Origin of the sequence: Micromonospora saelicesensis (genome assembly GCF_900091575.1) — a bacterium.
Taxonomy (GTDB): domain Bacteria; phylum Actinomycetota; class Actinomycetes; order Mycobacteriales; family Micromonosporaceae; genus Micromonospora; species Micromonospora saelicesensis.
This window is the reverse complement of sequence record NZ_FMCR01000001.1, coordinates 335,659-360,554: the sequence shown is the minus strand read 5'-3', so window position 1 is coordinate 360,554 and position 24,896 is coordinate 335,659. Positions and strand designations below refer to the sequence as shown.

At 71.5% G+C, this 24,896-nt stretch carries 24 protein-coding genes and 1 pseudogene; 14 read left to right on the top strand and 11 right to left on the bottom strand.

The window, feature by feature from the left end:
* Position 1: 1 nt before the first annotated feature.
* The 4 genes from GA0070561_RS01705 to GA0070561_RS01690 all read right to left on the bottom strand — a co-directional run bounded on the left by GA0070561_RS01705 (position 2) and on the right by GA0070561_RS01690 (position 5,181).
* The gene (locus tag GA0070561_RS01705) at positions 2-1,222 is read right to left on the bottom strand and encodes a peptidogalycan biosysnthesis protein (RefSeq protein WP_091393930.1); all 1,221 of its coding nucleotides are present in this window, start codon (positions 1,220-1,222) and stop codon (positions 2-4) included.
* Positions 1,212-2,537, bottom strand: a complete 1,326-nt coding sequence (locus GA0070561_RS01700; protein ID WP_091393927.1) for an MFS transporter — start codon at positions 2,535-2,537, stop codon at positions 1,212-1,214. Before GA0070561_RS01700 ends, GA0070561_RS01705 begins: the two co-directional genes overlap by 11 nt.
* Positions 2,527-4,275: a carbamoyltransferase N-terminal domain-containing protein gene (locus GA0070561_RS01695; protein WP_091393924.1), complete on the bottom strand. Its 1,749-nt coding sequence runs from the start codon at positions 4,273-4,275 to the stop codon at positions 2,527-2,529. Before GA0070561_RS01695 ends, GA0070561_RS01700 begins: the two co-directional genes overlap by 11 nt.
* 783 nt (positions 4,276-5,058) lie before the next feature.
* Positions 5,059-5,181, bottom strand: coding sequence for a 50S ribosomal protein L36 (locus GA0070561_RS01690; RefSeq protein WP_030490864.1), 123 nt, complete (start codon positions 5,179-5,181; stop codon positions 5,059-5,061).
* 124 nt (positions 5,182-5,305) lie between these two features.
* Here GA0070561_RS01690 and GA0070561_RS01685 point away from each other — a divergent pair, with 124 nt between their 5' ends.
* Positions 5,306-6,238 carry a lytic polysaccharide monooxygenase auxiliary activity family 9 protein gene (locus GA0070561_RS01685; RefSeq protein WP_091393922.1) on the top strand — a complete coding sequence of 311 codons (933 nt, stop codon included), beginning with the start codon at positions 5,306-5,308 and terminating at the stop codon, positions 6,236-6,238.
* Positions 6,239-6,265: 27 nt separating this feature from the next.
* On the opposite strand, the gene mgrA is transcribed toward GA0070561_RS01685, so the two are convergent.
* Positions 6,266-7,261, bottom strand: a complete 996-nt coding sequence (mgrA, locus tag GA0070561_RS01680) for an L-glyceraldehyde 3-phosphate reductase (RefSeq protein WP_091393918.1) — start codon at positions 7,259-7,261, stop codon at positions 6,266-6,268.
* A 70-nt stretch (positions 7,262-7,331) separates the two neighbouring features.
* Between mgrA and GA0070561_RS01675 the strand changes: the two genes are divergently transcribed.
* From GA0070561_RS01675 to GA0070561_RS01640, 8 genes are all read left to right on the top strand, one after another.
* Entirely contained in the window at positions 7,332-8,312 is a 981-nt protein-coding gene (locus GA0070561_RS01675; protein ID WP_091393915.1) for an aldo/keto reductase, read from the top strand.
* A gap of 5 nt (positions 8,313-8,317) precedes the next feature.
* Complete coding sequence (locus GA0070561_RS01670; RefSeq protein ID WP_167362347.1) at positions 8,318-8,815, top strand: hemerythrin domain-containing protein; 498 nt, start codon at positions 8,318-8,320, stop codon at positions 8,813-8,815.
* 55 nt (positions 8,816-8,870) lie between these two features.
* The gene (locus GA0070561_RS01665) at positions 8,871-10,115 is read left to right on the top strand and encodes a sensor histidine kinase (RefSeq protein WP_091393909.1); all 1,245 of its coding nucleotides are present in this window, start codon (positions 8,871-8,873) and stop codon (positions 10,113-10,115) included.
* Entirely contained in the window at positions 10,112-10,762 is a 651-nt protein-coding gene (locus GA0070561_RS01660) for a response regulator transcription factor (protein WP_091393906.1), read from the top strand. The genes GA0070561_RS01665 and GA0070561_RS01660 overlap by 4 nt, the downstream gene beginning before the upstream one ends.
* 76 nt (positions 10,763-10,838) lie before the next feature.
* Positions 10,839-11,915: a hypothetical protein gene (locus GA0070561_RS01655; RefSeq protein WP_091393903.1), complete on the top strand. Its 1,077-nt coding sequence runs from the start codon at positions 10,839-10,841 to the stop codon at positions 11,913-11,915.
* A gap of 57 nt (positions 11,916-11,972) precedes the next feature.
* Positions 11,973-13,433, top strand: coding sequence for a magnesium chelatase ATPase subunit I (locus GA0070561_RS01650; protein WP_091393900.1), 1,461 nt, complete (start codon positions 11,973-11,975; stop codon positions 13,431-13,433).
* A 2-nt stretch (positions 13,434-13,435) separates the two neighbouring features.
* A complete protein-coding gene (locus GA0070561_RS01645; protein ID WP_091393898.1) occupies positions 13,436-15,388 on the top strand; it encodes a VWA domain-containing protein in 1,953 nt (650 codons plus the stop codon).
* A 28-nt stretch (positions 15,389-15,416) separates the two neighbouring features.
* Entirely contained in the window at positions 15,417-15,881 is a 465-nt protein-coding gene (locus GA0070561_RS01640; RefSeq protein WP_091393895.1) for a hypothetical protein, read from the top strand.
* Positions 15,882-16,042: 161 nt separating this feature from the next.
* On the opposite strand, the gene GA0070561_RS01635 is transcribed toward GA0070561_RS01640, so the two are convergent.
* On the bottom strand, positions 16,043-17,032 hold the full coding sequence (locus tag GA0070561_RS01635; RefSeq protein WP_244166026.1) for a GlxA family transcriptional regulator: 990 nt from the start codon (positions 17,030-17,032) through the stop codon (positions 16,043-16,045).
* A gap of 19 nt (positions 17,033-17,051) precedes the next feature.
* On the opposite strand from GA0070561_RS01635, the gene GA0070561_RS01630 reads away from it, so the two are divergent.
* Entirely contained in the window at positions 17,052-18,407 is a 1,356-nt protein-coding gene (locus GA0070561_RS01630) for an MFS transporter (protein ID WP_373861930.1), read from the top strand.
* Positions 18,408-18,426: 19 nt separating this feature from the next.
* On the opposite strand, the gene GA0070561_RS01625 is transcribed toward GA0070561_RS01630, so the two are convergent.
* Genes GA0070561_RS01625 through GA0070561_RS01615 form a run of 3 tightly spaced genes read right to left on the bottom strand, consistent with a single transcriptional unit; the run spans position 18,427 to position 19,973 of the window.
* On the bottom strand, positions 18,427-19,131 hold the full coding sequence (locus GA0070561_RS01625) for an RICIN domain-containing protein (RefSeq protein WP_091393888.1): 705 nt from the start codon (positions 19,129-19,131) through the stop codon (positions 18,427-18,429).
* A 47-nt stretch (positions 19,132-19,178) separates the two neighbouring features.
* Entirely contained in the window at positions 19,179-19,463 is a 285-nt protein-coding gene (locus GA0070561_RS01620) for a DUF427 domain-containing protein (RefSeq protein WP_074317101.1), read from the bottom strand.
* 39 nt (positions 19,464-19,502) lie between these two features.
* A complete protein-coding gene (locus GA0070561_RS01615) occupies positions 19,503-19,973 on the bottom strand; it encodes an aminoacyl-tRNA deacylase (protein WP_208603670.1) in 471 nt (156 codons plus the stop codon).
* Positions 19,974-20,066: 93 nt separating this feature from the next.
* On the opposite strand from GA0070561_RS01615, the gene GA0070561_RS01610 reads away from it, so the two are divergent.
* The 4 genes from GA0070561_RS01610 (at position 20,067) to GA0070561_RS01595 (ending at position 24,325) form a co-directional block, all read left to right on the top strand.
* Positions 20,067-21,464, top strand: coding sequence for an FAD-binding oxidoreductase (locus GA0070561_RS01610; protein WP_091393882.1), 1,398 nt, complete (start codon positions 20,067-20,069; stop codon positions 21,462-21,464).
* Positions 21,461-22,804 carry a class I SAM-dependent methyltransferase gene (locus GA0070561_RS01605; RefSeq protein ID WP_091393879.1) on the top strand — a complete coding sequence of 448 codons (1,344 nt, stop codon included), beginning with the start codon at positions 21,461-21,463 and terminating at the stop codon, positions 22,802-22,804. Before GA0070561_RS01610 ends, GA0070561_RS01605 begins: the two co-directional genes overlap by 4 nt.
* Positions 22,805-22,905: 101 nt before the next feature.
* Entirely contained in the window at positions 22,906-23,463 is a 558-nt protein-coding gene (locus GA0070561_RS01600) for a winged helix-turn-helix domain-containing protein (protein ID WP_030490876.1), read from the top strand.
* On the top strand, positions 23,456-24,325 hold the full coding sequence (locus GA0070561_RS01595) for an SRPBCC family protein (protein ID WP_091393876.1): 870 nt from the start codon (positions 23,456-23,458) through the stop codon (positions 24,323-24,325). The genes GA0070561_RS01600 and GA0070561_RS01595 overlap by 8 nt, the downstream gene beginning before the upstream one ends.
* A 98-nt stretch (positions 24,326-24,423) precedes the next feature.
* Here GA0070561_RS01595 and GA0070561_RS01590 read toward each other — a convergent pair whose 3' ends face one another.
* Both GA0070561_RS01590 and GA0070561_RS34680 read right to left on the bottom strand, forming a co-directional pair.
* Complete coding sequence (locus GA0070561_RS01590; RefSeq protein WP_091393872.1) at positions 24,424-24,741, bottom strand: helix-turn-helix domain-containing protein; 318 nt, start codon at positions 24,739-24,741, stop codon at positions 24,424-24,426.
* Positions 24,738-24,833: pseudogene (locus GA0070561_RS34680) on the bottom strand (type II toxin-antitoxin system RelE/ParE family toxin); the annotation flags it as partial. The gene GA0070561_RS01590 and the pseudogene GA0070561_RS34680, both read right to left, overlap by 4 nt.
* Positions 24,834-24,896: the final 63 nt, after the last annotated feature.

The following is a 24,896-nucleotide window of genomic DNA, read 5'->3' as shown; positions in this document are numbered from 1 at the left end:
ATCAGCGGACGTAGGCAGCCAGGTGGCCGGTGGTGCGCTCGTCGAGGAAGCGGAGGAGCCGGGCGAACGACTCCCGCTGTCGCTCATCGGGTGTCCACAGCCACAGCTCACGTTTGGCGACCCGGGCGCCTCGGCGGAACTTCGGAGCGAACGCCTCGAACCCGAGGCGGTACCGGGGCACGCCGGCCCGGATGCACGACTCGACCGGCTGCCCGAACACCAGGTGGTGGTAGGCGACGCTGGTACCGGTGACGTCGTAGTCGCTGCCGTAGCCGAGGGTGCAGCAGCCGTGCCGGCCGTACATCTGCACGGTGCAGGCGAGGACTTCGGCGTCGGACCGGCCGGCCACGGCCACCCGGATCGCCCCGGGGAGCACCGCCGCCAGGTACGCGCGGGCCGCCCGCAACTGCGGCCGGTTCGGTGCCGCGCCGTTGCGCTCGCCGGTGCGCGCCTCAAGGTCGACGATCCGGTCGACGTGCTCGGCCAGGGGCACCTCGCGGACCTGGAGCCCGGCCCGGGTCACCTCGCGTTCGGCCAGTCGGTAGTTGCGGCGCGTCTCGGCGTTCTGCCCGTCCAGGAACGCCTGGTAGGTGGGGTAGCCACCGAGGTGCAGCGCGGACGCGGCGGTGACCGAGCCCCGGACGAAGCCGGCGGCCTCCAGCAGGCCACGCAGCAGCTCATCGTCGGTCGCCACGTACGGCAGGACCACCGCCCCCGCGCGGCCCTGCCGGACCAGGTCCTGGAGGGTCGCCACGACCTCCCGGCCGGCCTGCCGCCGCCGGGTGGTGTCGACGTCGGGGGCGGTGAACAGCGGACTGCGGTCGTACGTGCGGACGACGAGCGGCTCTCCGACGGTGGTGGTGAGCCAGCCCGCGAGATCGCCCGACTCGGGTGCGTCCGGGCCGAGCGCGCCGAGCAGGGTCCGGTGCTCGGTGCGGATCCGGGTCGCGTCGTCGTCCGGGGTGAGCCGGAGGAACTGTTCCTCGGTGAGGAGTTTCCACGGGTGGCTGAACAGGCCCGTCCCGGTCACGGCGGTGACCGCGTGGATCGCGGCAACCGGCCCCCGGTCGTCGTCGGCGGTGACCAGCAGCGCGGTGCCCGGCTCCAGCCGTTCGCGGAACAGCAGGTAGCCGTGGGCCGCGTCGGGTTCGGCGTCGGCGGCCAGCCGGGCCCAGGTCTCCTCGTCGACGGCGCCGATGCCGTCGGTCACGTCAGTCGCCATGCCGGATGGACCGTTCCTTCCGAGTCGTCGTGTCCGCGAGGGCCCGCACCTCGGACATCTGGGCCGCCCTGCGCAGCGGAGAGGCGTACAGCAGCAGCGAGGAGACGGTGAGCGAGACGGCCACCACCCACACCGCCGTGGTCGCCCCGGCCAGGTCGGCCAACACCCCGCCGAGCAGCGCACCGACCGGCAGCGAACCGAAGGCCGCGATGCGGTAGCTCGCGGTCACCGCGCCGAGCAGGACGGGAGGGGGGACCTGCTGCCGCACGGTGACCGCCAGGACGTTGTAGACAGCCAGAGCCGCCCCGTTGATCACGAAGCCCGCCCCGAGCAGCACGGTCGCCGTGCCGGCCGCGGCGAGCCCGGGCACCAGCAGCAACCCGAGCGCGGCGACCGTGATCGAGACGGTCAGCGCCCGGCCGAGGTGCAGTCGGGCACCGACCCGCCCGGCGACGAGGGAACCGACCAGCGCCCCGACGCTGCCGAGCCCGATGACCAGGCCGATCAGGCCACCGGAGAGCCCGAGGGTGCGCACGCCGTACACCAGGAAGACCGTCGCGAAGGCCTGCTCGTGCAGGTTGAAGAGGGCCGACTGCACGCACAGGTCCCGGATCGGTCGGCTCCGCCAGACGTAGGCCAGCCCGGCCCGGATCGTCGGCGCGTCGCCCCGGTCGGTCGCCGGCCGCAGCGCCCGAGCGGGGAGGGCCGCCATCGCCATCGCCGCCGCGCAGAACAGTGCCCCGGTGACCACCGCGGCCCAGGAGGCGCCGGCGGACTGCACGATGAATCCCGCCGCCGCCGGCCCGGCCATCTGGGTCACCGACGTGGTGGCCTGCAACAGACCGTTGCCGGCGACCAGCCGGTCGCCGTCGAGCAACCGGGGCGCGGTGACCTGGGACCCGATGTCGTGCAGCACCGCCGCCGAGCCGATGAGAAACGCGCCCACCAACAGCGTCGTGAAGACCAGGCGGTCGGTGGCGGCCAGGGCCCCGATGCCGAACAGCACGACGCCGCGTGCCGCGTTGCCGGTTACCAGGATCCAGCGCAGCGAGGTACGGGCGGTCCAGGTGCCCACCAGCAGGGAGAACGCCAGCACCGGCACGAACTGGGCCGCGCCGACCAACCCCACCTGGGTGCCGCTGCCGGCCAGCAACGTCACGACCAGCAGGGGCAACGCGAAGGCGGTGATCTGGTGTGCCGACCGGGCCGCCAGGTCGCCCAGCCAGAGGGTACGGAAGGCCGGCTCCCGCAGCGGGGGGCGCGGTGGCTCGCCGACGCCCCTACCCTCCGGCAGGCGCCGGATGTCAGCTGACACCGGTACCGGCGACGCTCGCTGACGCGTCCGATGAGGTGACTCTGCGGTACAGCGCGTTCTCGCTCCAGATGAGGCCGACCTGGCCCCACTCCATCGCCGACACCACGTCGGGGAAGAAGCTGCGGCCGTTGTAGTTCGCGCTGGTGTTGCAGAGCACCGGGATCCCGCTCCACTTGTGGTATTCGCGCAGGACGGCCGCGAGCATCGGGTTGTCCTCGGCGCTGACCGTCTGCAAGCGGGCGGTCCCGTCGAGGTGGATCGCCGCCGGGATCCGGTCCACCCAGTCGGGGCGCACCCGGTGGTCGAAGAGCATGTACGGGTCCGGGGTGCCCGGGTCGAAGACCGTCGGAGCCTGATCGGTCAGGCAGATCGGTGCGACCGGACGGTAGTTCTCCCGACGCTTCATCCGGTTGAGCTCGTCCTTCATCGCCGGGTCCACAGCCGGGGCGAGGATGCTGCGCGCCCCGAGTGCCCGTGGGCCCAGCTCGGCGCGGCCGTGCAGGACCACCACCGGCTTACCGGTGCGGTGCAGCAGCCGGGCCAGCTCCTCCGGTCGACATGGCGCCACCGTCCAGCCCGCCGGAACGTGCGAGTTGTGCACGAGGTCGGGGCCGGCGAAGACGTTCCACGAGATCGGCGCCAGCCGCTGCTCTCCGCTGACCAGGATGGCGCCGGTGCCGACGGCCGACCCCGAGTCGTCCGGGAAGGGCGGCACCCACATCTCGCGGATGGCCTTGTGTGCCCGCATGGCGCTGTTCCATTTGATGTTCAGGGCGCAGCCCCCGGCGAAGCAGAGGTTCCAGGGACCGTCGCCCTTCCAGGACTCGGCCTTGGCCACGAGTCGCTCGACGAGCAGCTCCTCGATGAACTCGTGCACGCTGGCGAGCACGTCGTCGTCGGAGACGCCCAGTTGGTCGGTGCGGCGACGGACGTCCTCAAGATAGGCGTGGACGTAGGCGTGCGAGGGCTCGCCAGTGCTGCCGCAGCCGATGATCTCCTCACGGTACTTGCGGACGGCCGGGCTGTTGGCCTCGAAGTGCTCGTGGAACAGCTCTCCGAGGACCTGCTTGATCGGCTCCCGGGCGGTGCCGAGGGCGATGTAGGCCATCAGCTTCCCGGCCACCGAGAGGTCGTCGACGTTGCGGGACAGCTTGTCGCGGCGGTACGGCCCGAAGTGCTGCGAGGCCATCGAGTAGAAGTGCCCGATCAGCGGGAAGACCTCGCCGCCAGGCTCGATGCGGCCGTCCTTGTCCACCGCGTAGAGGCGGGGGAAGCAACCGCCGTCCCAGACCAGGACGAGGCTCGGCTCGCCCCGTCGGGCGAAGGGGCTGGTGCTGTACGCGGCGGCGAGGTGGCTCGCCACGTGCACGTGGCTGACGTACGGCACTGTGGCGTCGCCGATGGGCAACTCGCCACGGTGGCCCGGCTGTGCCGGATTCGGCACCCGCTCCGTCTCCCGGTAGGGCGCCAGGCGGACGTCGACCGGGCTGCCGTTGTTGAGCCGGTGGGCCTGCCCGTGGACGGCGCCGTCCCAGCCGTCCAGTGCCCACTGGTCGACGTCGGAGACCTTGTACCCGAAGTCGCCCAGGATCCGGGTGATCAATGTGAGATCGTCCACGTCGCTGTATCGACGGTTGTTCTCCAGCTTCTGCGCCTCGACGTTGAACTCCAACACGTCGTCCTGAAACAGAGCAACGCCCCCGCTCTGTGTGAGCTTTACTCCGCACGTAATACGCATAGCTGCCTCTCCCGTTTTTGGCGACTTAAAAGTCCTATCGATGTTCCGCCGGCAAGTCAACCCCTGGGGTCATTGCCGACACCGATCAGGACGCCGCCCGGTCGTGGATAGCGGAGTGGCGTTGCTCGATGTGGTTCGTCGTCCGCGTCAGGCCAGGAGGGGGTGTCGAGAGCCCTGCCCGAGATACCGCAATGCCTATCGGCCTAATGGGATATGGATTTTCCGTCATCTGAAATTCGCGCGTTACGAGTTGGTAACTTAGCGCTGTCGGCTGACAGGGTTGGTGCCGGTCCCGATCGCCAGCCGTGGCGTCCCGGGCGGCATATCAGCAGCTCATCATGGCTGTGACGTGCATGGGGGATTAATGAGTGGCAATGAGGCCAGTTGGCGTCTATCTTCGACCGGGGGTGCCGCGCGGCCCGGGAGTCCCCCGGTGGACGAAGCGGATCTTGAACGATGGATACGCGAGATACTGCAATCGACGCATCCACTCCGACTTGGCTCGGAACTGCGTCGCGCCGAACGCGCCGCGAGAGCCAGATTCTCCGACCCGACAATTGCCCGAGCGGTCCATCGGGCTGTCGCGGCGACAATGAACAGGCGTGATTGAGCGACCATCAGAAAGCCCGCCCAACCTGCGGGTCCCGGTCAGGAAAAGCGCTCCCGGAAAAGGGCCGCTCTTCTTATCCTCCGAGTTGATCGGTCATACCCGGACACGCAGAACGCCCCGACCGGATGACCCGGTCAGGGCGTTGGCGACTAGATGTCCGGTAAGGGCTGGGGTCAGCCCTGACGGCTCTTCCACTGCGGGTTGGCGCGGTTCACCACGACCACCCGGCCGCGACGGCGGACCACCACCGAACCCGGCTTCTGCTTCAGTGCACGCAACGAGCTACGTACCTTCATGTCTGCCTCCTCGGTGCAAGCGGTTCCGAGTATCGAAACGCCACGCCCACCCGCAGGATTCCCGGCCGGTCAGCGTCGAACCTTTGCCGTCTCCCGGCCGTACCAGTGGGCGGAGGTCATCCTCATGCCCGTACGCCGACTCCTCGCCACGGTGCTGGTCGCTGCCGCGACAGTGCCCCTGGCCGCCACGCCCGCCGCCGCCCACGGCGCCCCGACCGACCCGATCAGTCGCGCGGCGGCCTGCGGCCCCGAGGGCCGGTATGCGGCCACCAGCGCCTGCCGGGCGGCGATCCAGGCCGGCGCGGCGGTCCGCGAATGGGACAACGTACGCGTTTCCACGATCAACGGGCGAGATCGGGAACGGATCCCGGACGGTGAGCTGTGCAGCGGCGGGCTGTCCGCGTACCGGGGACTGGACCTGCCCCGCACCGACTGGCCCAGCACCACGCTGACCACCGGCGCGAAGTTCACCTTCCGGTACCGGACCACCATCGAGCACCGGGGCACCTTCCGGCTCTACGTCACCACGCCCGACTACGACCCCAGCAAGAAGCTGACCTGGTCGGATCTGGAATCGCGCCCGTTTCTGACGCTGACCGACCCGCCGGTGCGGGCCGGGGCGTACCAGTTGGCGGGCCGGCTGCCGGCCGGCCGCAGCGGCCGACACCTGATCTACACGATCTGGCAGAACTCCAACACCCCGGACACCTACTACTCCTGCTCCGACGTGGTGTTCCGGGGCGCCAAGGCCACCGGTGCCACGGCCACCCCGGCGAAAGCCGCCGCGACGAAGAGCGCGGCGGCTGCTCCGCGTACCGCCGCGAGTGGGCCGGCCGCCACCGAGTCCGCGGTGGCGGCGGCGGCCGACCCGGGCGTGCCGGTGGCGTCGGTGACCAACCTCGGCGGCCGGTGGCCGGTGCTGGCCGGTGCCGCCGCCGTGCTGGTCCTGGCGCTGCTGCTGATTGGTGCCGGACGGCGACGTCGCAGCGCCGCCGCACCGGTGGGCCGGCAGTGCGAGGTGCGCAACCACCGGGCCGGGCGGCGCCGGATCTGGTGATCCGACCCGCCCGGGACCCGACGGCGTTCAGCCCAGGTGGCGCTCGATCTCGGCCAACTCGTCGGCGGTGAAGTCGAGGTTGTCCAGCGCGGCGATGTTCGTCTCCAACTGCTCGACGCTGCTCGCCCCGATGATCAGGCTGGTCATCCGCGGGTCACGCAGCGCCCAGGCCAACGCGAGCTGCGCGAGGGACTGGCCCCGCCGCTCGGCGACCGCGCCGAGCCCACGGATGGTGGCCATCTTCTCCTCGCTGAGGTCGCTCTCGTTGAGGAAGACGCTGGTGCGAACCCGCGAGTCGGCCGGGATGCCGCCCAGGTAACGGTCGGTCAGCAGACCCTGGGCCAGCGGGCTGTACGCGATGCAGCCCGCACCCACCTGCTCCAGCGTGTCGAGCAGGCCGTCGGACTCGGTCCAGCGGTTGAGCATCGAGTACGACGGCTGGTTGATCAGCAGCGGCGTACCCAGCTCGCGCAGGATCGCGGCGGCCCGCGTGGTCTGCTCCGAGTTGTAGTTCGAGATGCCGACGTAGAGCGCCTTGCCGGAGCGGACGATCGCGTCGAGCGCCCCCATCGTCTCCTCAAGGGGGGTGTCCGGGTCGAACCGGTGCGAGTAGAAGATGTCGACGTAGTCCAGCCCCATCCGGCCCAGCGACTGGTCCAGCGACGAGATCAGGTTCTTGCGCGAGCCCCACTCGCCGTATGGGCCGGGCCACATCAGGTACCCGGCCTTGCTGGAGATGACCAGCTCGTCCCGGTACGGCTTCAGGTCGGTGGCGAGCATCCGGCCGAAGTTCTCCTCCGCCGAACCGGGCGGTGGGCCGTAGTTGTTGGCCAGGTCGAAGTGGGTGACACCCAGGTCGAAGGCGCGGCGCACGATGTCGCGCTGCCGTTCGAACGGGCGGTCCGGGCCGAAGTTGTGCCACAGCCCGAGCGAGACGGCCGGCAGCCGCAGGCCACTGCGTCCGCTGCGCCGGTAGGTCATGGTGTCGTAGCGGTCATCCGCGGCGAGGTAGGTCACGATCATGAGCCTAACTCCGGCCCACTGTGGTGCGGATCGGGCGTGGAAACCGGGACATCGGGGTAGTTTCGACGCCATGCGTTTCATTGCGCTCGACACCCCCAAACCGCTGTCCAAGATCGGATTGGGCACCTGGCAGTTCGGCTCCCGGGAATGGGGGTACGGCCCGGACTTCGAGCGGCAGGCGGCGCAGATCGTCCGGCGGGCCGTCGAGCTGGGCGTGACGGTCTTCGACAGCGCGGAGATCTACGGCTTCGGGCGCAGCGAACGCATCCTCGGCGCGGCCCTCGGCGACGACCGGCCGAAGGTCGTGATCGCCAGCAAGATCCTGCCGGTCCTGCCGGTGGCCGCAGTGGTGCAGCAGCGGGCGGTCGCCTCGGCGGCCCGGCTCGGCGTCACCAGCATCGACCTCTACCAGGTGCACCAGCCCAACCCGCTGGTCGGCGACCACACCACGATGCGCGGCATGCGGACCCTGCAGGACGTCGGGCTGGTCGGCGAGGTCGGCGTGAGCAACTACGGGCTGCGCCGCTGGCAGGTCGCCGAAGCCGCACTCGGCCGGCGGGTGCTCAGCAACCAGGTCCGCTACAGCATGGTGGACCGCGCACCCGAGCAGGACCTGCTGCCGTACGCGCGGCAGGCCGGTCGGGTGGTCATCGCGTACAGCCCGCTGGCGCAGGGCTTCCTCTCCGGCCGCTACGACGCCAGGAACCCGCCGACCGGTGCCGTCCGGCGCGCCAACCCGTACTTCCTGCCGGAGAACCTGGAGCGCGGCGCGGCCCTGATCGACACAGTGCGCCAGGTCGCCGACGCCCACGACGCCACCCCCAGCCAGATCGCGTTGGCCTACCTGCTGCGCCACCCGAACGTGCTCGCCATCCCCGGCGCGTCCGGAGTCGAACAGATGGAACGCAACGCCGCCGCCGCCGACATCGACCTCGCCGACGACGAGTACACGGCGCTGGCCGAGGCCGCAAAACGCTTCCGCCCGATCACCGGACTCGCCGCGATGCCGGCGATGCTGCGTGCCCGGATCGGCAAACCAACCGGAAAGTGAGCACAGTGGACGACATCACCGCGCTGATCCTGGACGACCACGCCGCCTTCCGGCGTGGCTTCGCCCGCCTCGACGACGCCCGCGACGAGCAGGAGATGCTCGCCATCTGGGACGCCCTCGCCCTGCACCTGGACATCCACGCCGAGGCGGAAGAGGCGATCCTCTACCCGCACCTGGTCAAGCACGGCGACGACGGCGAGGACGAGACCGCCGACGCGATCGGCGACCACAACAAGATCCGCGACGCCATCGCCGACGCGAAACTGCACCCGGTCGGCTCGGATCAGTGGTGGGAGGCGGTCGGCACAGCCCGCCGGGAGAACAGCGAACACCTGGCCGAAGAGGAGGACGAGGCGCTGCCCGACTTCCGCCGGCACGCCAGCACCGAACTCCGCGCCGAGCTGGGCCAACGCTGGCTGACCTTCTACGGCGAGCACAAGAACGGGCGCAACCTTCCGTTCCGCGACAAGGACCCGCAGCAGTACGTCGCCGACCACCGCTGAGATCTCCCCGACGCGGGGGAGTTGCCGGGACCGGTCCGGGCCGCAGAATGGCGAGGTGACCCTCCGAGCGGCGCTGGCCCCGCTGGTCGCCGGCACCACCTGGCGACGCGGCGTGTTCCTGCTGCTCGGCGGCGTGCTGGCGCTGCCGTACGGGCTGCTCGCGGTGACCTTCGCCCAACTGCTCGCCGACTCGGCGATCCCGCGCCCACTGGTCTACGTCCTGCTGCTCATCGCGGTGCTGATCGCCGTGGTCCCGTTGCTGCTGGACGGCAGCCGGGCCTTGGAGATCGCCGCCGTCCGGGCCCTGCTCGGCGTCGACCTGCCCGAACCCGCGCCCGGGCACCACGGCGACCGGGAGACCCGGCTGCGTAGCGCGCTCTGGATCGCCACCCACCTCATCGTCGGCGCGCTGGTGATGATCGCGCTGTTCAGCGCTCTGCCGATGGCGCTGGCGTTCATCGCCCAACAGTTCGGCGTCGGCACCGAGCTGACCAGCCGGGAACAGTTCGGGCCGCTGGACGGGCAGGACAGCGGCTGGCTGACAGTGACCGGGGTGCTCCTGCTGGTCGGCCTCGGCTACGCAGTCGCCGGGCTCGGCGCCCTCGCCGGATCGATGGCACCGGTGCTGCTCGGCCCGGCTCAGGCGGAGCGGATCGCCGCCCTCGAAGCACGGGCCGCCCGGCTCGCCGAACGCAACCGGCTGGCCCGCGAGCTGCACGACTCGGTCGGACACGCGCTGACAGTGGCCACCCTCCAGGCCGGGGCCGCCCGCGAGGTCCTCGACACCGACCCCGAGTTCGTCCGGCGGGCGCTCACCGCCATCGAGGACGTCGGGCGGACCGCGATGGACGACCTCGACCACGTGCTCGGCCTGCTCCGGGAGAACGGACGCGACCGGCCCGTGGTGGCGCCGCAGCGTACCCTCGCCGACCTGGACCGGTTGGTCACCGACGCCCGCGCGGCCGGCCTGACCGTGCACGCGCAACGCGCCGGCGACCCGGCCCGGGTGCCCGCGGTGGTCTCCCGGGAGGGCTACCGGATCGTCCAGGAAGGACTGACCAACGCCGCCCGGCACGGCCACGGGCCGGTGACGGTACGCCTGGACCTGCACAGCGACGCGCTGGAGTTGGAACTGGTGAACGCGGTGCGCCACCCCGACCGACGCCGGCCGGGGCGGGGCGGTCGAGGCCTGGACGGCATGCGGGAGCGGGTGCTGCTGCTCGGCGGCCGGATCACAGTGGGCCCGGACGGCGACCGGTGGCTGATCCGGGCCCGCCTGCCCTACGAGGAGACCCGATGACCACTGGGGTACTCATCGTCGACGACGACGAGCTGATCCGCATCGGGCTGCGGGCCATCATCGACGCCCAACCCGACCTGCACGTGCTCGCCGAGGCCGCGGACGGCGCCGAGGTGCCGCCGCTGGTCGCCCGGCACCGGCCCGACGTGGTGCTGATGGACGTCCGGATGCCCGGCATCGACGGCATCCAGGCCACCCGGCACCTGCTGGCCACCTCCGCCGACCCGCCCCGGGTGCTGGTGGTCACCACCTTCGCCAACGACGAGTACGTCTACGAGGCGCTGCGCGCCGGCGCCTCGGGGTTCCTGCTCAAACGGTCCCGGCCCGCCGAGGTGGTGGAGGCGGTCCGGGTGGTCGCGGCCGGTGAGTCGCTGCTCTTCCCGGCGGCGATCCGCCAACTGGTCGGGGCGTACGGGCCGACGGGCGGCGACCGGTTGACCGCCGCCCGGCTCACCGAGCGCGAGGCCGAGGTGCTGCGGTTGATGACCACCGGCCGGTCCAACCCGGAGATCGCCGCGCACCTGGTGGTGGGGGTGGAGACGGTGAAGACGCACGTCGGCAACGTGCTGGCCAAGCTGGGCGTCCGCGACCGTACGCAGGCGGTGATCGCCGCCTACGAGTCCGGCTTCGTCACCCCGTCCGGCTGATCGGTACCTCGACCGGGGGAGCGGGTTCACCGCTTGCCGGGAGGGAATCCGGCGGCTGTCCGTCGAGGCTGAGAGCATGACAACGATCACTGCCTCCCCGCCCCGTACCGACTCCCGCTGGCCGGACCGGCTCGCCCCACTGGCCGCCGGTTGGCTCGGCCTGTGGGGCGTACTTGCCCTGATCGGCACCCTCACCGGCGCCGGCTATCCGTTCGGCCCGAACGACCCCCACGGCGGCGACGTCAGCCTGCTGCGCATGGTGCCGGTGGAGGTGGCCACTCCGCTCTTCGCCGGCGTGCTGCTCACCGCCGCGGTGGCTGCCCTGGCGATGAGCCGCCCGGCAGCGCGCCCACCCGGCCCACTGCGGGCGCTGCTCGCCGGCTACGGCTGGGCGGTCGCGTTCGTGCTCGTCCTGGTCGTACCGGACGTCCGGGTGCTGGTCGTCCTCGGCTACCTGCCGATACTGATCGTCGGTGCGCCGTTCGGGTGGCCGCCGGTCGACTACGCCGACGTCTTCAATTGGGCGCTGTTCGCCCGGTTCGCCGCGCTGGCCGGCGGGCTGCTGCTGGCCGGGGCGGTGCTCGCCTGGCAGCGCCGCACCGCTGCGGCCTGCGTGGGCTGCGGCCGCAACCACACCGACCGAGGGTGGACCACCCCGGCCGCCGCCACCCGCTGGGGCCGGTGGGCCGCCGGCATCGCCGCCGTTATCCCCTTCACGTACGCGCTGACCCGGTTCGCCTGGGCGGCCGGCATCCCGCTCGGCATCTCCCGTGAATTCCTCACCGAGATGCAGGACAGCGGGCTGGTCTGGGCCGGGTTCGGGCTGGCCGCATTCGCCACCGTCGGCGCGATCCTCACCCTCGGGCTGGTGCAGCGCTGGGGCGAGCGGTTCCCGCGTTGGATGATCGGCGTCGCGGGTCGGCGGGTGCCGGTGAAGCTGGCCGTGGTGCCGGCCACCCTGGTCGCCATCTCCGTTACCGCGGCCTCGCTGGGGCTGCTCAGCAACCCGAAGTTCTGGGAACTCACCGGCGGGCTCAGCATCACCGGGGCGCCGATGCTGCTCTGGCCGGTGTGGGGCGTGGCGCTCGGCGTCGCCACCTACGCGTACCACCTGCGCCGCCGTGGAGCCTGCCGGCGCTGCGGTCGGGGCTGAGGGTGGGAGCGGGGGTGCTCAGTGATGCCCGGGGCACCCCTGCGAAGGTGAGCTAGCGTGGGTCGGGTGACTGCGCCTACCCCGGTAATCCCGGTTCCACCGGCCGACCTGCCCGGCACGCTCGGCGCGCTACGGGCGGCCGGTCACCAGTACCGCACCGTCAAGCAGGAACTCCGCGACAACCTCCTCGCCCGGATGCGCTCCGGCGAGACCCGTTTCCCCGGCATCGTCGGCTACGACGACACAGTGCTGCCCGAGGTCGAGCGGGCAGTGCTCGCCGGGCACGACATGGTGCTGCTCGGCGAGCGCGGCCAGGGCAAGACCCGGCTGATCCGCTCGCTGGGCGCGTTGCTCGACGAGTGGACCCCCGTTCTGCCCGGCTCGGTGCTCAACGAGCACCCCATGCACCCGCTCACCCCGGCGTCCCGCGCCCAGGTCGCCGAGGCCGGCGACGAGTTGCCGATCGGCTGGCTGCACCGCTCGATGCGGTACGGCGAGAAGTTGGCCACCCCGGACACCAGCGTCGGGGACCTGATCGGCGACGTCGACCCGATCCGCATCGCCCAGGGTCGTACCCTCGGTGACCCGGAGACCATCCACTTCGGGTTGGTGCCGCGCACCAACCGGGGCATCTTCGCCGTGAACGAGCTGCCCGACCTGGCCGAGCGCATCCAGGTGGCGCTGCTCAACGTGCTGGAGGAGCGGGACATCCAGGTTCGCGGCTACCAGCTGCGCCTGCCACTGGACCTGCTCCTGGTGGCCAGCGCCAACCCGGAGGACTACACCAACCGGGGCCGGATCATCACCCCCCTCAAGGACCGGTTCGGCGCGGAGATCCGCACCCACTACCCGGTCGACCTGGAGTTGGAGCTGGCGCTGATCCGCCAGGAGGCCGACCTGGTCGCCGAGGTGCCGGAGCACGTCCTGGAGGTGCTGGCCCGCTTCGCCCGCGCCGTGCGGGAGTCGCCGTCGGTGGACCCGCGCTCCGGTGTCTCCGCCCGATTCGCCATCGCCGCCGCCGAGACGGTCGCCGGTGCCGCGCTGCGTCGCGCCGGTCTGCTCGCCGCCTCCGACACGCCGGACGGACGCCCCGAGGCCGCCGTCGCCCGCGTCGGTGACGCGGTGTCGGTGACCAGCACGCTGCGCGGCAAGGTCGAGTTCGAGAGCGGCGAGGAGGGCCGGGAGATCGAGATCCTCGCGCACCTGCTGCGTACCGCGACCGCCGAGACGTTCCGGGCGCACCTGGCCGGGCTGGACCTGTCCGGGTTCACCGCCCTGGTCGAGGACGGTGCCGCGATCGAGACCGGCGAGTTGGTCAGCGCCGCCGAGCTGCTACGCCAGGTCGGCACCGTACCCGGGTTGGCGAAGGTTCTGGACCGACTCGACCTGGGCGACGCGCCCACCTCCGAGGAGGCCGCCGCCGCCGTCGAGTTCGTGCTGGAAGGGCTGCACCTGACCCGCCGGCTCGGCAAGGACGTCACCGACTCGGGGCGCACCGTCTACGGCGGCCGGGGCTGACCATGGCCGGCAACCGGTTCCGTTACGGGCAGTGGAACGGCGGGCCCGACCCGCTCGCACCCCCGTACGACGTGCGTGAGGCGGTGGACGCGGTCGGTGCCGAGGTGCTGGCCGGCGGCAGCCTGCGGGAGGCGCTGCGTGACTTGCTGCGCCGTGGCCCGCAGGGACGGGGTGGCCTGGACGACCTGGCCGCCCGGGCTCGGCGGCTGCGCCGGGAGGCGCTGCGCAGGGGCGACCTGGACGGGGCGGTGACCCGGGCCCAGGCTCTGCTGGACCAGGCCCTCGCCGCCGAGCGGGACGAGCTGCGGGGTCGCGACGACGACGCCGCGCGGTTCGCCGAGGCGGTGCTGGACAATCTGCCGCGCTCGACGGCGCGGGCGGTGGAGGAGCTGTCCGGCTACCAGTGGGCCAGCGACGACGCCCGCCGCTCGTACCAGCAGATCCTCGACCAACTCCGCGACGACGTGCTCGGTCAGCGCTTCGCCGGGCTGCGCGACGCTGTGCGTGCCTCCGCCGACCCGGCCGCCCAGCAGCGGCTCGCCGAGATGATGGGCGACCTGAACGACCTGCTCGCCCGGCACGGTCGCGCGGAGGACACCACCGACGCGTTCGCCGAGTTCATGCGCCGACATGGCGCCTTCTTCCCGGAGAAGCCGGAGAACGTCGACGAGTTGATCGACGTGCTGGCCCGCCGGGCGGCGGCCGGTGAGCGGCTGATGAACTCGCTCTCCGAGCGGCAGCGCGCCGAGCTGGCCGGCCTCATGCAGCAGTCGCTCGGCGACCGCCTCGCGGGGGAGTTGTCCGCGCTCGACGCGAACCTGCGGGCGCTGCGACCCGATCTGCGCTGGGGGCGGGGTGAGCGGGTTCGCGGCGACCAGCCGTTGGACTACGCCGACGCGGCCGGCGCGCTGGGTGAGATCGGCGACCTGGACGATCTGCTGGACCAGCTCGACCAGGAGCACCCGGGGGCGACCCTCGACGACGTGGACGTCGACGCGGTGGCGCGCACGCTGGGCCGGGACGCGGCCGACGACGTTCGCCGGCTGCGCGATCTGGAGCGGGAGCTGCGCCGGCAGGGTTGGGTCAGCCGGGACGCGGAGGGGCTCACACTGAGCCCGAAGGCGCTGCGCCGGCTCGGCGGGACCGCGCTGCGGCAGGTCTTCGCGGAGCTGACCGCCGGGCCACGCGGCCAGCACGACCTGCGCTCGGCCGGGGCGGCGGGCGAGGTCAGCGGCGCGTCCAGGCCCTGGCAGTACGGCGATGAGCAACCGTTGGACGTGGTCCGGACGTTGACCCGGGCGGTCAGCCGGGCCGGGCCGACGGTCCCGGTGCAGCTCGCTGTGGACGACTTCGAGGTGGTGGAGACCGAGAGGCGCGCCTCGGCCGCTGTGGTGCTCTGCGTCGACCTGTCGTACTCGATGATCTCTCAGGGTCGTTGGGGGCCGATGAAGCAGACGGCGCTGGCGCTGGCACACCTGATGGAGACGCGCTTTCCCCAGGACGCCCTGCAGATAGTGGGCTTCGGCCGGGAGGCGATGACGCTCACCCAGCAGGAGTTGGCGGCCGTGGAGCCGGACATGGAGCAGGGCACCAACCTCCAGCACGCGCTGCGGTTGGCGGGCCGGCACCTGCGGCGGAATCCGGACGCCGAGCCGATCGTGCTGGTGGTCACCGACGGCGAGCCGACGGCGCACCTGGACCCGGACGACGGGGAGGCGCTGTTCCACTGGCCGCCGCTGCCGGAGACGATCGAGGCGACGGTCCGCGAGGTGGACCGGCTGAGCCGTTACGGTGCCACGCTCAACCTGTTCATGCTCGGCGACGACCCGGGCCTGCGGCGCTTCGTCGACGCGGTGGCCCGCCGCAGCCGGGGCCGCATGTTCACCCCGGACACCGACGACCTGGGCGAGTACGTGGTCAGCGACTACCTCCGCTCCCGCCAATCCCGCCGCTAACTCCCGCCGGGGCAGGTTGACTGGGGGAATGGAGAGCGGGGGATTGCGGCGGGCTTACGGTGCCCTGTTCGCGGAGGTCGACGCTGGCGGGTTCGGTCCGGCTCCGGAGGGGCAGCTCAGTGCCGAGCAGATCGTCGCGCATCTGGTCGCCAACGACGAGCTGATGATCCAGGCCACCGAGGCGTTGCTCGCCGGGTCGCCGTTCGCCTACTACGAGCTGGCGGAGGACATGCACCGCCCGCAGCTCGACGCGCTCGCTGCCGAGCAGGGTGGTCTGCGTGGCCTGACCGCGTTGCTGCACGGCACCAGCGACCGGCTGTGCGGGCTGGTCGACCAGCTCGGCCTGGCAGCGGAGACCCCGGTCGAGACGCACCTACGCGAGGGCTTCGACCTCATCGTCGACGAGTCGCTGCCCTGGTCCCGCACCCTGGACCTGCACACCCGGGTGCACCTGCCGAAGCACCAGTCCCAACTGCACCTGCTCCGCTCGTGAGCCCGCTGAGCCGCCGCTCCGTTCGCCGAGCGCAGGCTCGGCTCGCTGTGCGGGCGTGCCGGCCTCCGGCATGTCGGTCTGATGCGCGATATACCTGTGAGTCATAAATATGACCCACAGGTATATCGCGCATCGCAGTGACGCCTCCGGCGGGCGGCGGATCAGCTTTCGACCAGCTCGGGGCGGGGGTGGAAGGTGCGGCGGTAGGTGGAGGGGGCCACGCCGATGCGTTGGTGAAGCTGCTGACGTAGGGCGGCGGTGGTGCCGAAACCGCAGCGGTGGGCGATCTGGTCGACGGTGAGGTCGGTCGTCTCCAGCAGCAGTCTCGCGTGGTCGGTGCGCTGTTGCAGCAGCCACTGGGCCGGGCTCAGGCCGGTCTCCGACCGGAAGCGTCGGGTGAAGGTGCGCACGCTCATCCGCGCCTGCTCGGCCAGGTCGCGCAGCGCGATCGGCTCGTGCAGCCGCTGCCGCGCCCACTCCCGGGCACCCGCCGTGCTGGTATCGGTCGCCTTCGGCACCGGCTGCTCGATGTACTGCGCCTGACCGCCGTCGCGCCATGGTGGCATCACGCAGCGGCGGGCCGCCCGGTTGGCCACCTCGCTGCCGTGGTCGAGGCGGATGACGTGCAGGCAGAGGTCGATGCCGGCGGCGACTCCGGCCGAGGTGAGCACCCGGTCTTCGGCGATGAAGAGCACGTCCGGATCGAGGTCCACCCGGTCGTGCAGGCGGCGGAACCGCTCGGCGTACGCCCAGTGGGTGGTCGCCCGCCGTCCGTCGAGGAGCCCGGCGGCGGCGAGCACGAACGCTCCGGTGCAGATCGACATGATCCGGGCACCCCGCTCGTACGCCGCGCGCAGCGCCTCGGTCACCTCCGGCTCGACGGTGCCCGCTGTCAACGCGGTGCCGTCGTGGATGCCCGGGACGATCACCGTTTCCGCTGTGTCGAGCAGCTCCAGACCGTGGTCGGGGACCACCTGAAAGCCGGCGGTGCTGCGCACCGGCCGCCCGCCCGGGGTGCACACCCGGACGTCGTAGAAGGGTGTCCCGTCGGCGGCCCGGGCCGTGCTGAAGACCTGGGACGGGGTGCCGAGGTCCAGGCCGACCACCTGGTGCAGGGCGAGTACGGCGATCCGGTGCGGGCCAGCGCTCATGGCCCGATTATTGCGCATGATGGCTTTCCGGCCACTCGTCGAGGTGTGTGGCCCGGCTCAGACTTGTCCCGTGACCAAGAACCGCCGTCTGCATCCCGCCTGGCTGGTCGCCGCCGTCGCCTTCGTGGCGCTGGTCGGCGCGGCCGGCTTCCGCGCCACCCCGTCGGTGCTGCTGCACCCGCTGCACGAGGAGTTCGACTGGCCGCTGGCCACGATCTCCGCGGCCGTCTCGGTCAACCTTCTGCTCTACGGGCTCACCGCGCCGTTCGCCGCCGCCCTGATGGACCGGTTCGGCATCCGCCGGGTGGTCTCGGTGGCGTTGCTGCTGGTCGCCGCGGGCAGCGGGTTGACGGTCTTCATGACCGCCAGCTGGCAGCTCCTGCTCTGCTGGGGTGTGCTGGTGGGGCTGGGCACCGGCTCGATGGCGCTGGCGTTCGTGGCCACCGTCACCGGCCGTTGGTTCGTGCACCGACGGGGCCTGGTCACCGGAGTGCTGACCGCCGGCGGGGCGGCCGGGCAACTGGTGTTCCTGCCACTGGTCGCCATCCTGGTACGCGACCACGGCTGGCGTAGCGCCGCACTCGTGGTGGCCGGAGCGGCGCTGGCCGTCGTACCCCTGGTGGTGTGGCTGCTGCGCGAGCACCCGGCGGATCTCGGCCTGCCCGCCTACGGGGCGACCGAGGTCGTCGCGGCGCCGCCGGCGACCGGCGGCGCGGCGACCCGGGCGCTCGGCGCGCTGGCCACCGCGGCCAGGACCCGACCGTTCTGGCTGCTGGCCGGAGGTTTCGCGATCTGCGGGGCGACCACCAACGGCCTGGTCGGTACGCACTTCGTGCCGGCCGCGCACGACCACGGCATGGCTCAGACCACAGCGGCCGGGTTGCTCGCCCTGGTGGGACTCTTCGACATCGTCGGCACGATCGCGTCCGGCTGGCTCACCGACCGGGTGGACAGCCGGTTGCTGCTCGGCATGTACTACGCGCTGCGCGGGTTGTCCCTGCTGGTGCTGCCGAGCCTCTTCTCCGGCACCGCCGAGCCGAGCATGCTGGTGTTCATCGTCTTTTACGGCCTGGACTGGGTGGCCACCGTGCCGCCGACGGTGGCGCTGTGCCGGGAGTACTTCGGTGGCGCCGGAGCGGTGGTGTTCGGCTGGGTGTTCGCCGCGCACCAGCTCGGCGCGGCGGTCGCCGCGACCGGCGCGGGGCTGGTCCGGGACCGGCTGGGCGACTACGCGATGGCCTGGTACGTGGCGGGCGCGCTGTCGATCGGCGCCGCCGGGCTGTCGTTGCTGCTGCGCCGCCGACCGGGCCGAGGAGTGCCGGAGGCCGTGCTGGTCGCCGCGACCGCGCCCAGGGCGTGGAGCTTCCGGGGCTGAACCGCGACGCGTCGGCCGGTCAGCTCACTGTCCACTGCTGGGCGGGCCGGCCGTCGCACTGTCGCTGCCGGATGTCATCGCCGGCCTCGACGGCGTCGTCGTCGGCCTGGGCGCACTTGTTGCTGTGCGCGGCGATGAGCAGCACCGCGCTGGTGCCGGTCCCGCCGAACCGCCACTGCTGGTTGGCCCCACCGTGGCAGGGGAACTGGAGCAACCGCCCGCCGTCGTCCCGACTGCCACCCTCGACGTCGAGGCACTGCCCGTACGCGGCGTTGGTCAACGTCAGCACGCCCGTGCCGGCCGGGCTGACCACCCACTGCTGCTCCGGGGCGCCGGTGCACACGGCCAACTCGGCCTCGGCCTCCTTACCGTCACCGTCGAGCCCCAGGCACAGGCCCGAGGCGGCGCGCAGCACCCGCGGCCCGGTGGTCGGTGCCGCCGAGGGCGTCGGCGACGGCTCGACCGACGGGGTCAGGCTCGGCTCGGCCACCGGGGTGGTGGCCTCCGCCGCGCTGGTCGTCACGCCGACCGTGGCTGGCACCACCGGCTCGCCGTCGCCGCCGAACAGCCCGATCGCGAAGGCCACCCCGAGGAGTACCCCCACCAGGCCGACTCCGAGCGCCACCCGCAGCATCGGGTCGGTGAGCGGACTGGAACGGGCGGCCCGTCGGCGGCCGCCGTAGACGGTGCCGGCGGGGTCGGGGCGTTCCTCGGACGCGGACATACGGGCCATCCTCACCCACCGCCGTCGGCCGCGGCCAGTCGGCGCCGTCAGTCGACGACCCGGACGTCCTTCCAGAACGCCACCCGGTCACGCACCATCTCGGCGTCGGGTTTGGGCTCCGGGTAATACCAGACGGCGTCCGCGCTGGTGCTGCCCTCGTGCTCAAGGGTGTAGTACGAGGCGGTGCCCTTCCACGGGCAGACGGTGTGCGTCGCGGACTCCCGGATCAGGTCGTCGCGCAAGGCGGAGCGGGGGAAGTAGTGGTTGCCCTCCACCAGCACGGTGTCGTCGCTCTCGGCGACGACCAGGTCGTTCCACACTGCTTTTGGCATGTCTCCAACACTAGGCCGTGGCAGTGACGCCGGCAGCGCTCAGCGGGTGGGCTGCGGGTCGGTGACGTCGGCCACTGTGGCGTCGAGGGCGGCGATCGCGGCGTCGGCGTCGATCGCGATGGCGAGACCGCGCTCGCCGGCGCCCAGGGTGATCTCCCGGCCGCGCAGTCGCTCGTCGGCGACCACCGGCCAGGCCGTGCTCGCGCCGAACGGGGTGATGGTGCCGCGTTCGTAGCCGGTGGCGGCCAGGGCGCCCGCCGCGTCCGGCATGGAGAGCCGGTGCACCCCGAGCAGGGCGCGCAACTTGGGCCAGGAGATCACCCGGTCGCCGGGGGTGAGCACGAACAGGTGATCGTCTTCACCACGGCGAACCACGATCGTCTTGACCACGTCGGGAACGGCCACACCGCGGACGGCGGCCGCCTCCGCGAGACTGCCGACCGCACCGTGGCTGACCAGCCGATACGGCAGTTGGGTGGCGTCCAGGGCGGTGATCGCTGGCGATGGCATGCCCGCCACGGTAGCCGTCGGGCCTGCCACCGGACGGGAAACTGCCAGCGCCGACATCCCACGGTTTCCAAACGGCGAGCGTAAGGTGATCACATGCGCGCTGAGCGTGTGGATCACCCCATTGACCATGATCAAGCGGTGGACACGCTGCGGCGGTCGTACGCCGCGGTGCCCACGGGCGAGCCTGTCCGGCTGGCCAAACGCACCTCCAACCTGTTCCGCCCCCGGTCCGCTCCCCGGACTCCGGGGCTCGACGTGAGTGGCCTGAACGGCGTGCTGTCGGTCGACCCGGCCGGCCGCACCGCCGACGTGCAGGGCATGTGCACCTACGAGGACCTGGTCGACGCGACGCTGCCGCACGGCCTGATGCCGCTGGTGGTGCCGCAGTTGCGCACCATCACGCTGGGCGGCGCGGTGACCGGCCTCGGGATCGAGTCGACCTCGTTCCGCAACGGCCTGCCGCACGAGTCCGTCCAGGAGTTGGACGTGCTCACCGGCTCCGGCGAGATCATCACCGCCCGACCCGACGGCGAGCACGCCGACCTGTTCACCGCGTTCCCCAACTCGCTGGGCAGCCTCGGGTACGCCACCCGGCTGCGCATCGAGCTGCAACCGGTCGGCCGGTACGTGTCGTTGCGCAACGTCCGGTTCACCCAGCTGGAGGCGCTGACCGACGCGATCGCGGAGGTGACCGCCACCCGGTCCTGGGCCGGCCAACCGGTGGACGCGATGGACGGGGTGATGTTCAGCCCCGGCGAGGCGTACCTGGTCTTCGCCACGTTCACCGACGGGGCTGGCCCGCCCAGCGACTACACGGGTCAAGGGATCTACTACCGGTCGCTGCGCCGGCGCACCCGTGACGTGCTCACCGCGTACGACTATCTGTGGCGCTGGGACACCGACTGGTTCTGGTGCTCGTCGGCGTTCGGCGCGCAGCACCCGGTCGTGCGCAGGCTCTGGCCGGCGCGTTACCGGCGCAGCGACTTCTACCACCGGCTGGTCCGGCTGGAGCACCGCCACCAGGTGGCGGCCCGGATCGACCGGCTGCGCGGGCAACCGGCCCGGGAGCGTGTCGTGCAGGACGTGGAAATCCCTTTGGACCGTACGGCCGACTTCCTGCGCTGGTTCGCCGGCGCTGTGGGAATGAACCCGGTGTGGCTGTGTCCGTTGCGACTGCGTGAGCCGGCGGGGCCCGGTTCGGCGCGGTCCTGGCCGTTATATCCGCTCCGGCCGGGGGAGGACTACGTCAACATCGGGTTCTGGGGGAGCGTGCCGATCGCGCCGGGCGCCGCCGACGGCGACGTCAACCGCACGATCGAACGCAGGGTGTCGGAGTCGGGCGGGCACAAGTCGCTCTACTCCGACGCGTACTACGACCGGGACGCCTTCGATCGCCTCTACGGCGGCGACACGTGGCGCGCGGTGAAAGACCGCTACGACCCGGACCACCGGCTGACGGGACTGTACGAAAAGGCGGTAGCACGAGCATGAGCCTGACCGACAGAGATCAGGGGGCGGCGAGCGTCCCCGCCACCCCACCGGCGGGGGGCCGGCCCACGGGTCCGACCGTCGCGGATGTCATCCGCGCGGTCACCACGGGGCCGTTGCCGGTGCGGATCACGGGGTACGACGGCAGCGCCGTCGGCCCGTCCGACGCCGGCATCACCCTGGCGATCCATTCCGAGCGTGGGCTGTCGTACCTGCTCACCGCACCCGGTGACCTGGGCATGGCCCGGGCGTACGTCAGTGGTGACCTGGCGTTGCAGGGCGTGCACCCGGGCGACCCGTACGAGGCGTTGCGGGTGCTCAAGGACGAGCTGCGGTTACGCCCACCGTCGCTCGCCGAGGGGCTGGCGCTGGTCCGTGGGCTGGGCTGGGAGCGGCTGATGCCGCCGCCGGCACCGCCGCAGGAGGCGCAGCCCCGCTGGAAGCGGGTGATGAACGGGCTGCGGCACTCGCGGGTGCGGGACAGCACGGCCATCTCGCACCACTACGACGTCTCCAACGCCTTCTACGAGAAGGTGCTCGGCCCGTCGATGACGTACACCTGCGCGGTTTTCCGGTCTCCGGACGACACGCTGGAGCAGGCCCAGGCGGCGAAGTACGACCTGGTCGCCGGCAAGCTGGCGCTGAAGAAGGGGATGCGGCTGCTGGATGTCGGGTGCGGCTGGGGCGGCATGGTGCGCCACGCCGCCCGCGAGTACGGCGTCAAGGCCCTCGGGGTGACCCTGTCGAAGGCGCAGGCGCAGTGGGCGCAGGCCGCGATCGAGCGGGAGGGGTTGACCGAGCTGGCGGAGGTGCGATACCTCGACTACCGGGACGCGCCGGCCGAGCAGTTCGACGCCATCTCCTCGATCGGGTTGACCGAGCACATCGGAGTGCGCAACTACCCGGCCTACTTCGGGTCGCTGCGCAGTCGGCTGCGGCAGGGCGGGCGACTGCTCAACCACTGCATCACCCGCGCGGACAACCGGGCGCCGCACCGCTCGGGCGCGTTCATCGACCGGTACGTCTTCCCGGATGGTGAGCTGGCCGGTCCGGGCCGGTTGATCAGTGAGGTGCACGATGCCGGGTTCGAGGTGCACCACGAGGAGAACCTGCGCCAGCACTACGCGCTGACGCTGGCCGCCTGGTGTCGCAACCTTGTCGAGCACTGGGACTTCTGCGTCTCTGAGGTGGGCGCGGGCACGGCCCGGGTGTGGGGGCTCTACATGGCCGGGTCGCGGATGGCGTTCGAACGCAACGGCATCCAGTTGCATCAGGTGTTGGCCACCCACAACGGCCCGAACGGCGTGAGCGGCTACCCGCTGCGACCGGACTGGTTGCCCTGATCACCTGCTGACCGCCGCCTGAAGCCGCGTCGAAAAAAGTCGGCGCGGCTTCTCGCGAAGCGATTGACAAAGAAGTTTTGTACGTACAAACTGATTTTGCCATGAGAGATGTCCTGTACCTGGAGCAGATCGAGCAGGCTGAAGTCCTGCTCAAGCCGCAGCGCGTCGAGGTGCTGCGGCAACTGGCCGAGCCGCGCACCTGCACCGAGGTCGCGGCCCGACTCGACCAGACGCCCCAGCGCGTCTACTACCACGTCAAGCAGCTCGTCGCGGCTGGCCTCGTCGAGCTGGTCAACGAACGCAAGGTCCGCGGCATCACCGAAGGCATCTACCAGGCCGCCGCCCGGTCCTACTGGCTCTCCCCGCGGCTCGTCGGCCGGATCGGCCTGCGCCGGGCCCGCGACGAGCTGAGCCTGGGCTACCTGCTCGACCTGATGGAGGAGGTCCAGGCCGACATCGCCGGCCTGGACCGGGCGGCACCCGAGCTGCCCTCGATCGGGGTCTCCGGCGAGATCCGGGTGCCGGCCGAGCAGCGCCAGCAGTTCCTGCACGACCTGCAAACCGCACTTCAGGACCTGTTCACCCGCTACGGCGGCAGCGAAGGAGATGCCTTCAAGCTGGCCGTCGCCTGCTATCCGAAAGGGAACGACAATGAGTGAGCCGATGAAGGTCCAGGTCCGTCTCGCCGCGCCCGTCGGGCGCGTCCGCCAGGCCCTGACCGACCCGGCCGAGCTGCGTCTCTGGTTGGCCGAGCACGCCGAGGTCGAGCTGCCCCAGCGGTACGAGTTCTGGGGTCGCTACACGCCCGAGGGCGACGCCCCGCACCAGCGGCTGCTGCACGCCGACGACGACACGCTGCGCTTCGGCTGGCTGCTCGACGGCGTGGAGACCACCACCGAACTCCAGTTGACCGCCGAGGGCACCGACAGCACCGTGCTGACGCTGATCCAGAGCCACTTTGACTTCGCCGAGGCGATGAGCGGCTCCACCATCCGGGGCGTGCTCCAGACGTTCTGGGCGCTGTCCATCGCCAACCTGGCCGCCCACCTGGAGGGCAAGCCACTGCTGCCGCGCACCGACTTCACCTCCGCCGACATGCGCGGTGAGCTGGTCATCGCCGCCCCCGCCGACAAGGTGTGGGAGTCGCTGACCGACTCCGAGCAGGCCAGTGCCTGGTTCGGCTACCCGATCGGCATCGAGCCCTGGGTCGGCGGCCGGTACGCCATGGGCGGCTTCGAGACCGGCTACGCGGCCAAGGTCGTCGATCTGGAGCCCGGCCGCCGGATGTCGGTCGACTGGGGTCCGACCGGCGTGACGAGCTGGGAGCTGGCCGAGTCCGGTGGTCGGACCACGCTGACCTTCGTACAGAGCGGCTTCGACGAGGCCAACCCCCCGTACGGGGCCTGGAGCGGGTCGGTTGCCGGGCTGTCCGAGCTGCGCCGCTTCCACGAGGTGCCGAACTGGCAGCCGATCTGGATCTCCGAGGAGATCCCCGGCCTGGAGCCCGCGCCGGCCAGCTGAGTGTTCCGCCTTGATCGTGCTCGATCAGGGATGTAGTGGCCTCGTTCGCCCAGGAGGCCACTACATCCTGGATCGAGCACGACCTTGTGCTGTCGGCCTCACGCGATGGCGGCGATGTCACCGTCGTCGAAATAGATCGCCTGGTGGAGCCGGCCACCGAGGGCGGCCGCGTACCGGGCCACCACCTCCTGACCGGAGATCCTGCCCTGCTCGATCTGGGAAACCCGGCCCTTGGTCACGCCCATCCGTTCTGCGATCTGCTGCTGGGTGAAGCCGCGAGAGCGTCGCACCTCGGCAAGGCGGTGCCCGACGACCTGCGCGAGCAACTCTTCCTTGCCCGCCTCGACAGCCGCCTCGCCGCCGGCACGCTGCACGTACTCCGCCCGGATGTCCGCCCACCGCACGTGACCACTCACCGCTGTCCCCCCTCCTGCTGTGCACGTTCCTTCAAGTAAATCTCGTACCGCTGCTCGGCGAGCGGGATGGCATGTCGATACCAGCTCGTCCAGGCTGTCGATCCAGGCGCGAACCTCGTCGACGACGAAGACATCCCACTCTTCCTGGCTCACGA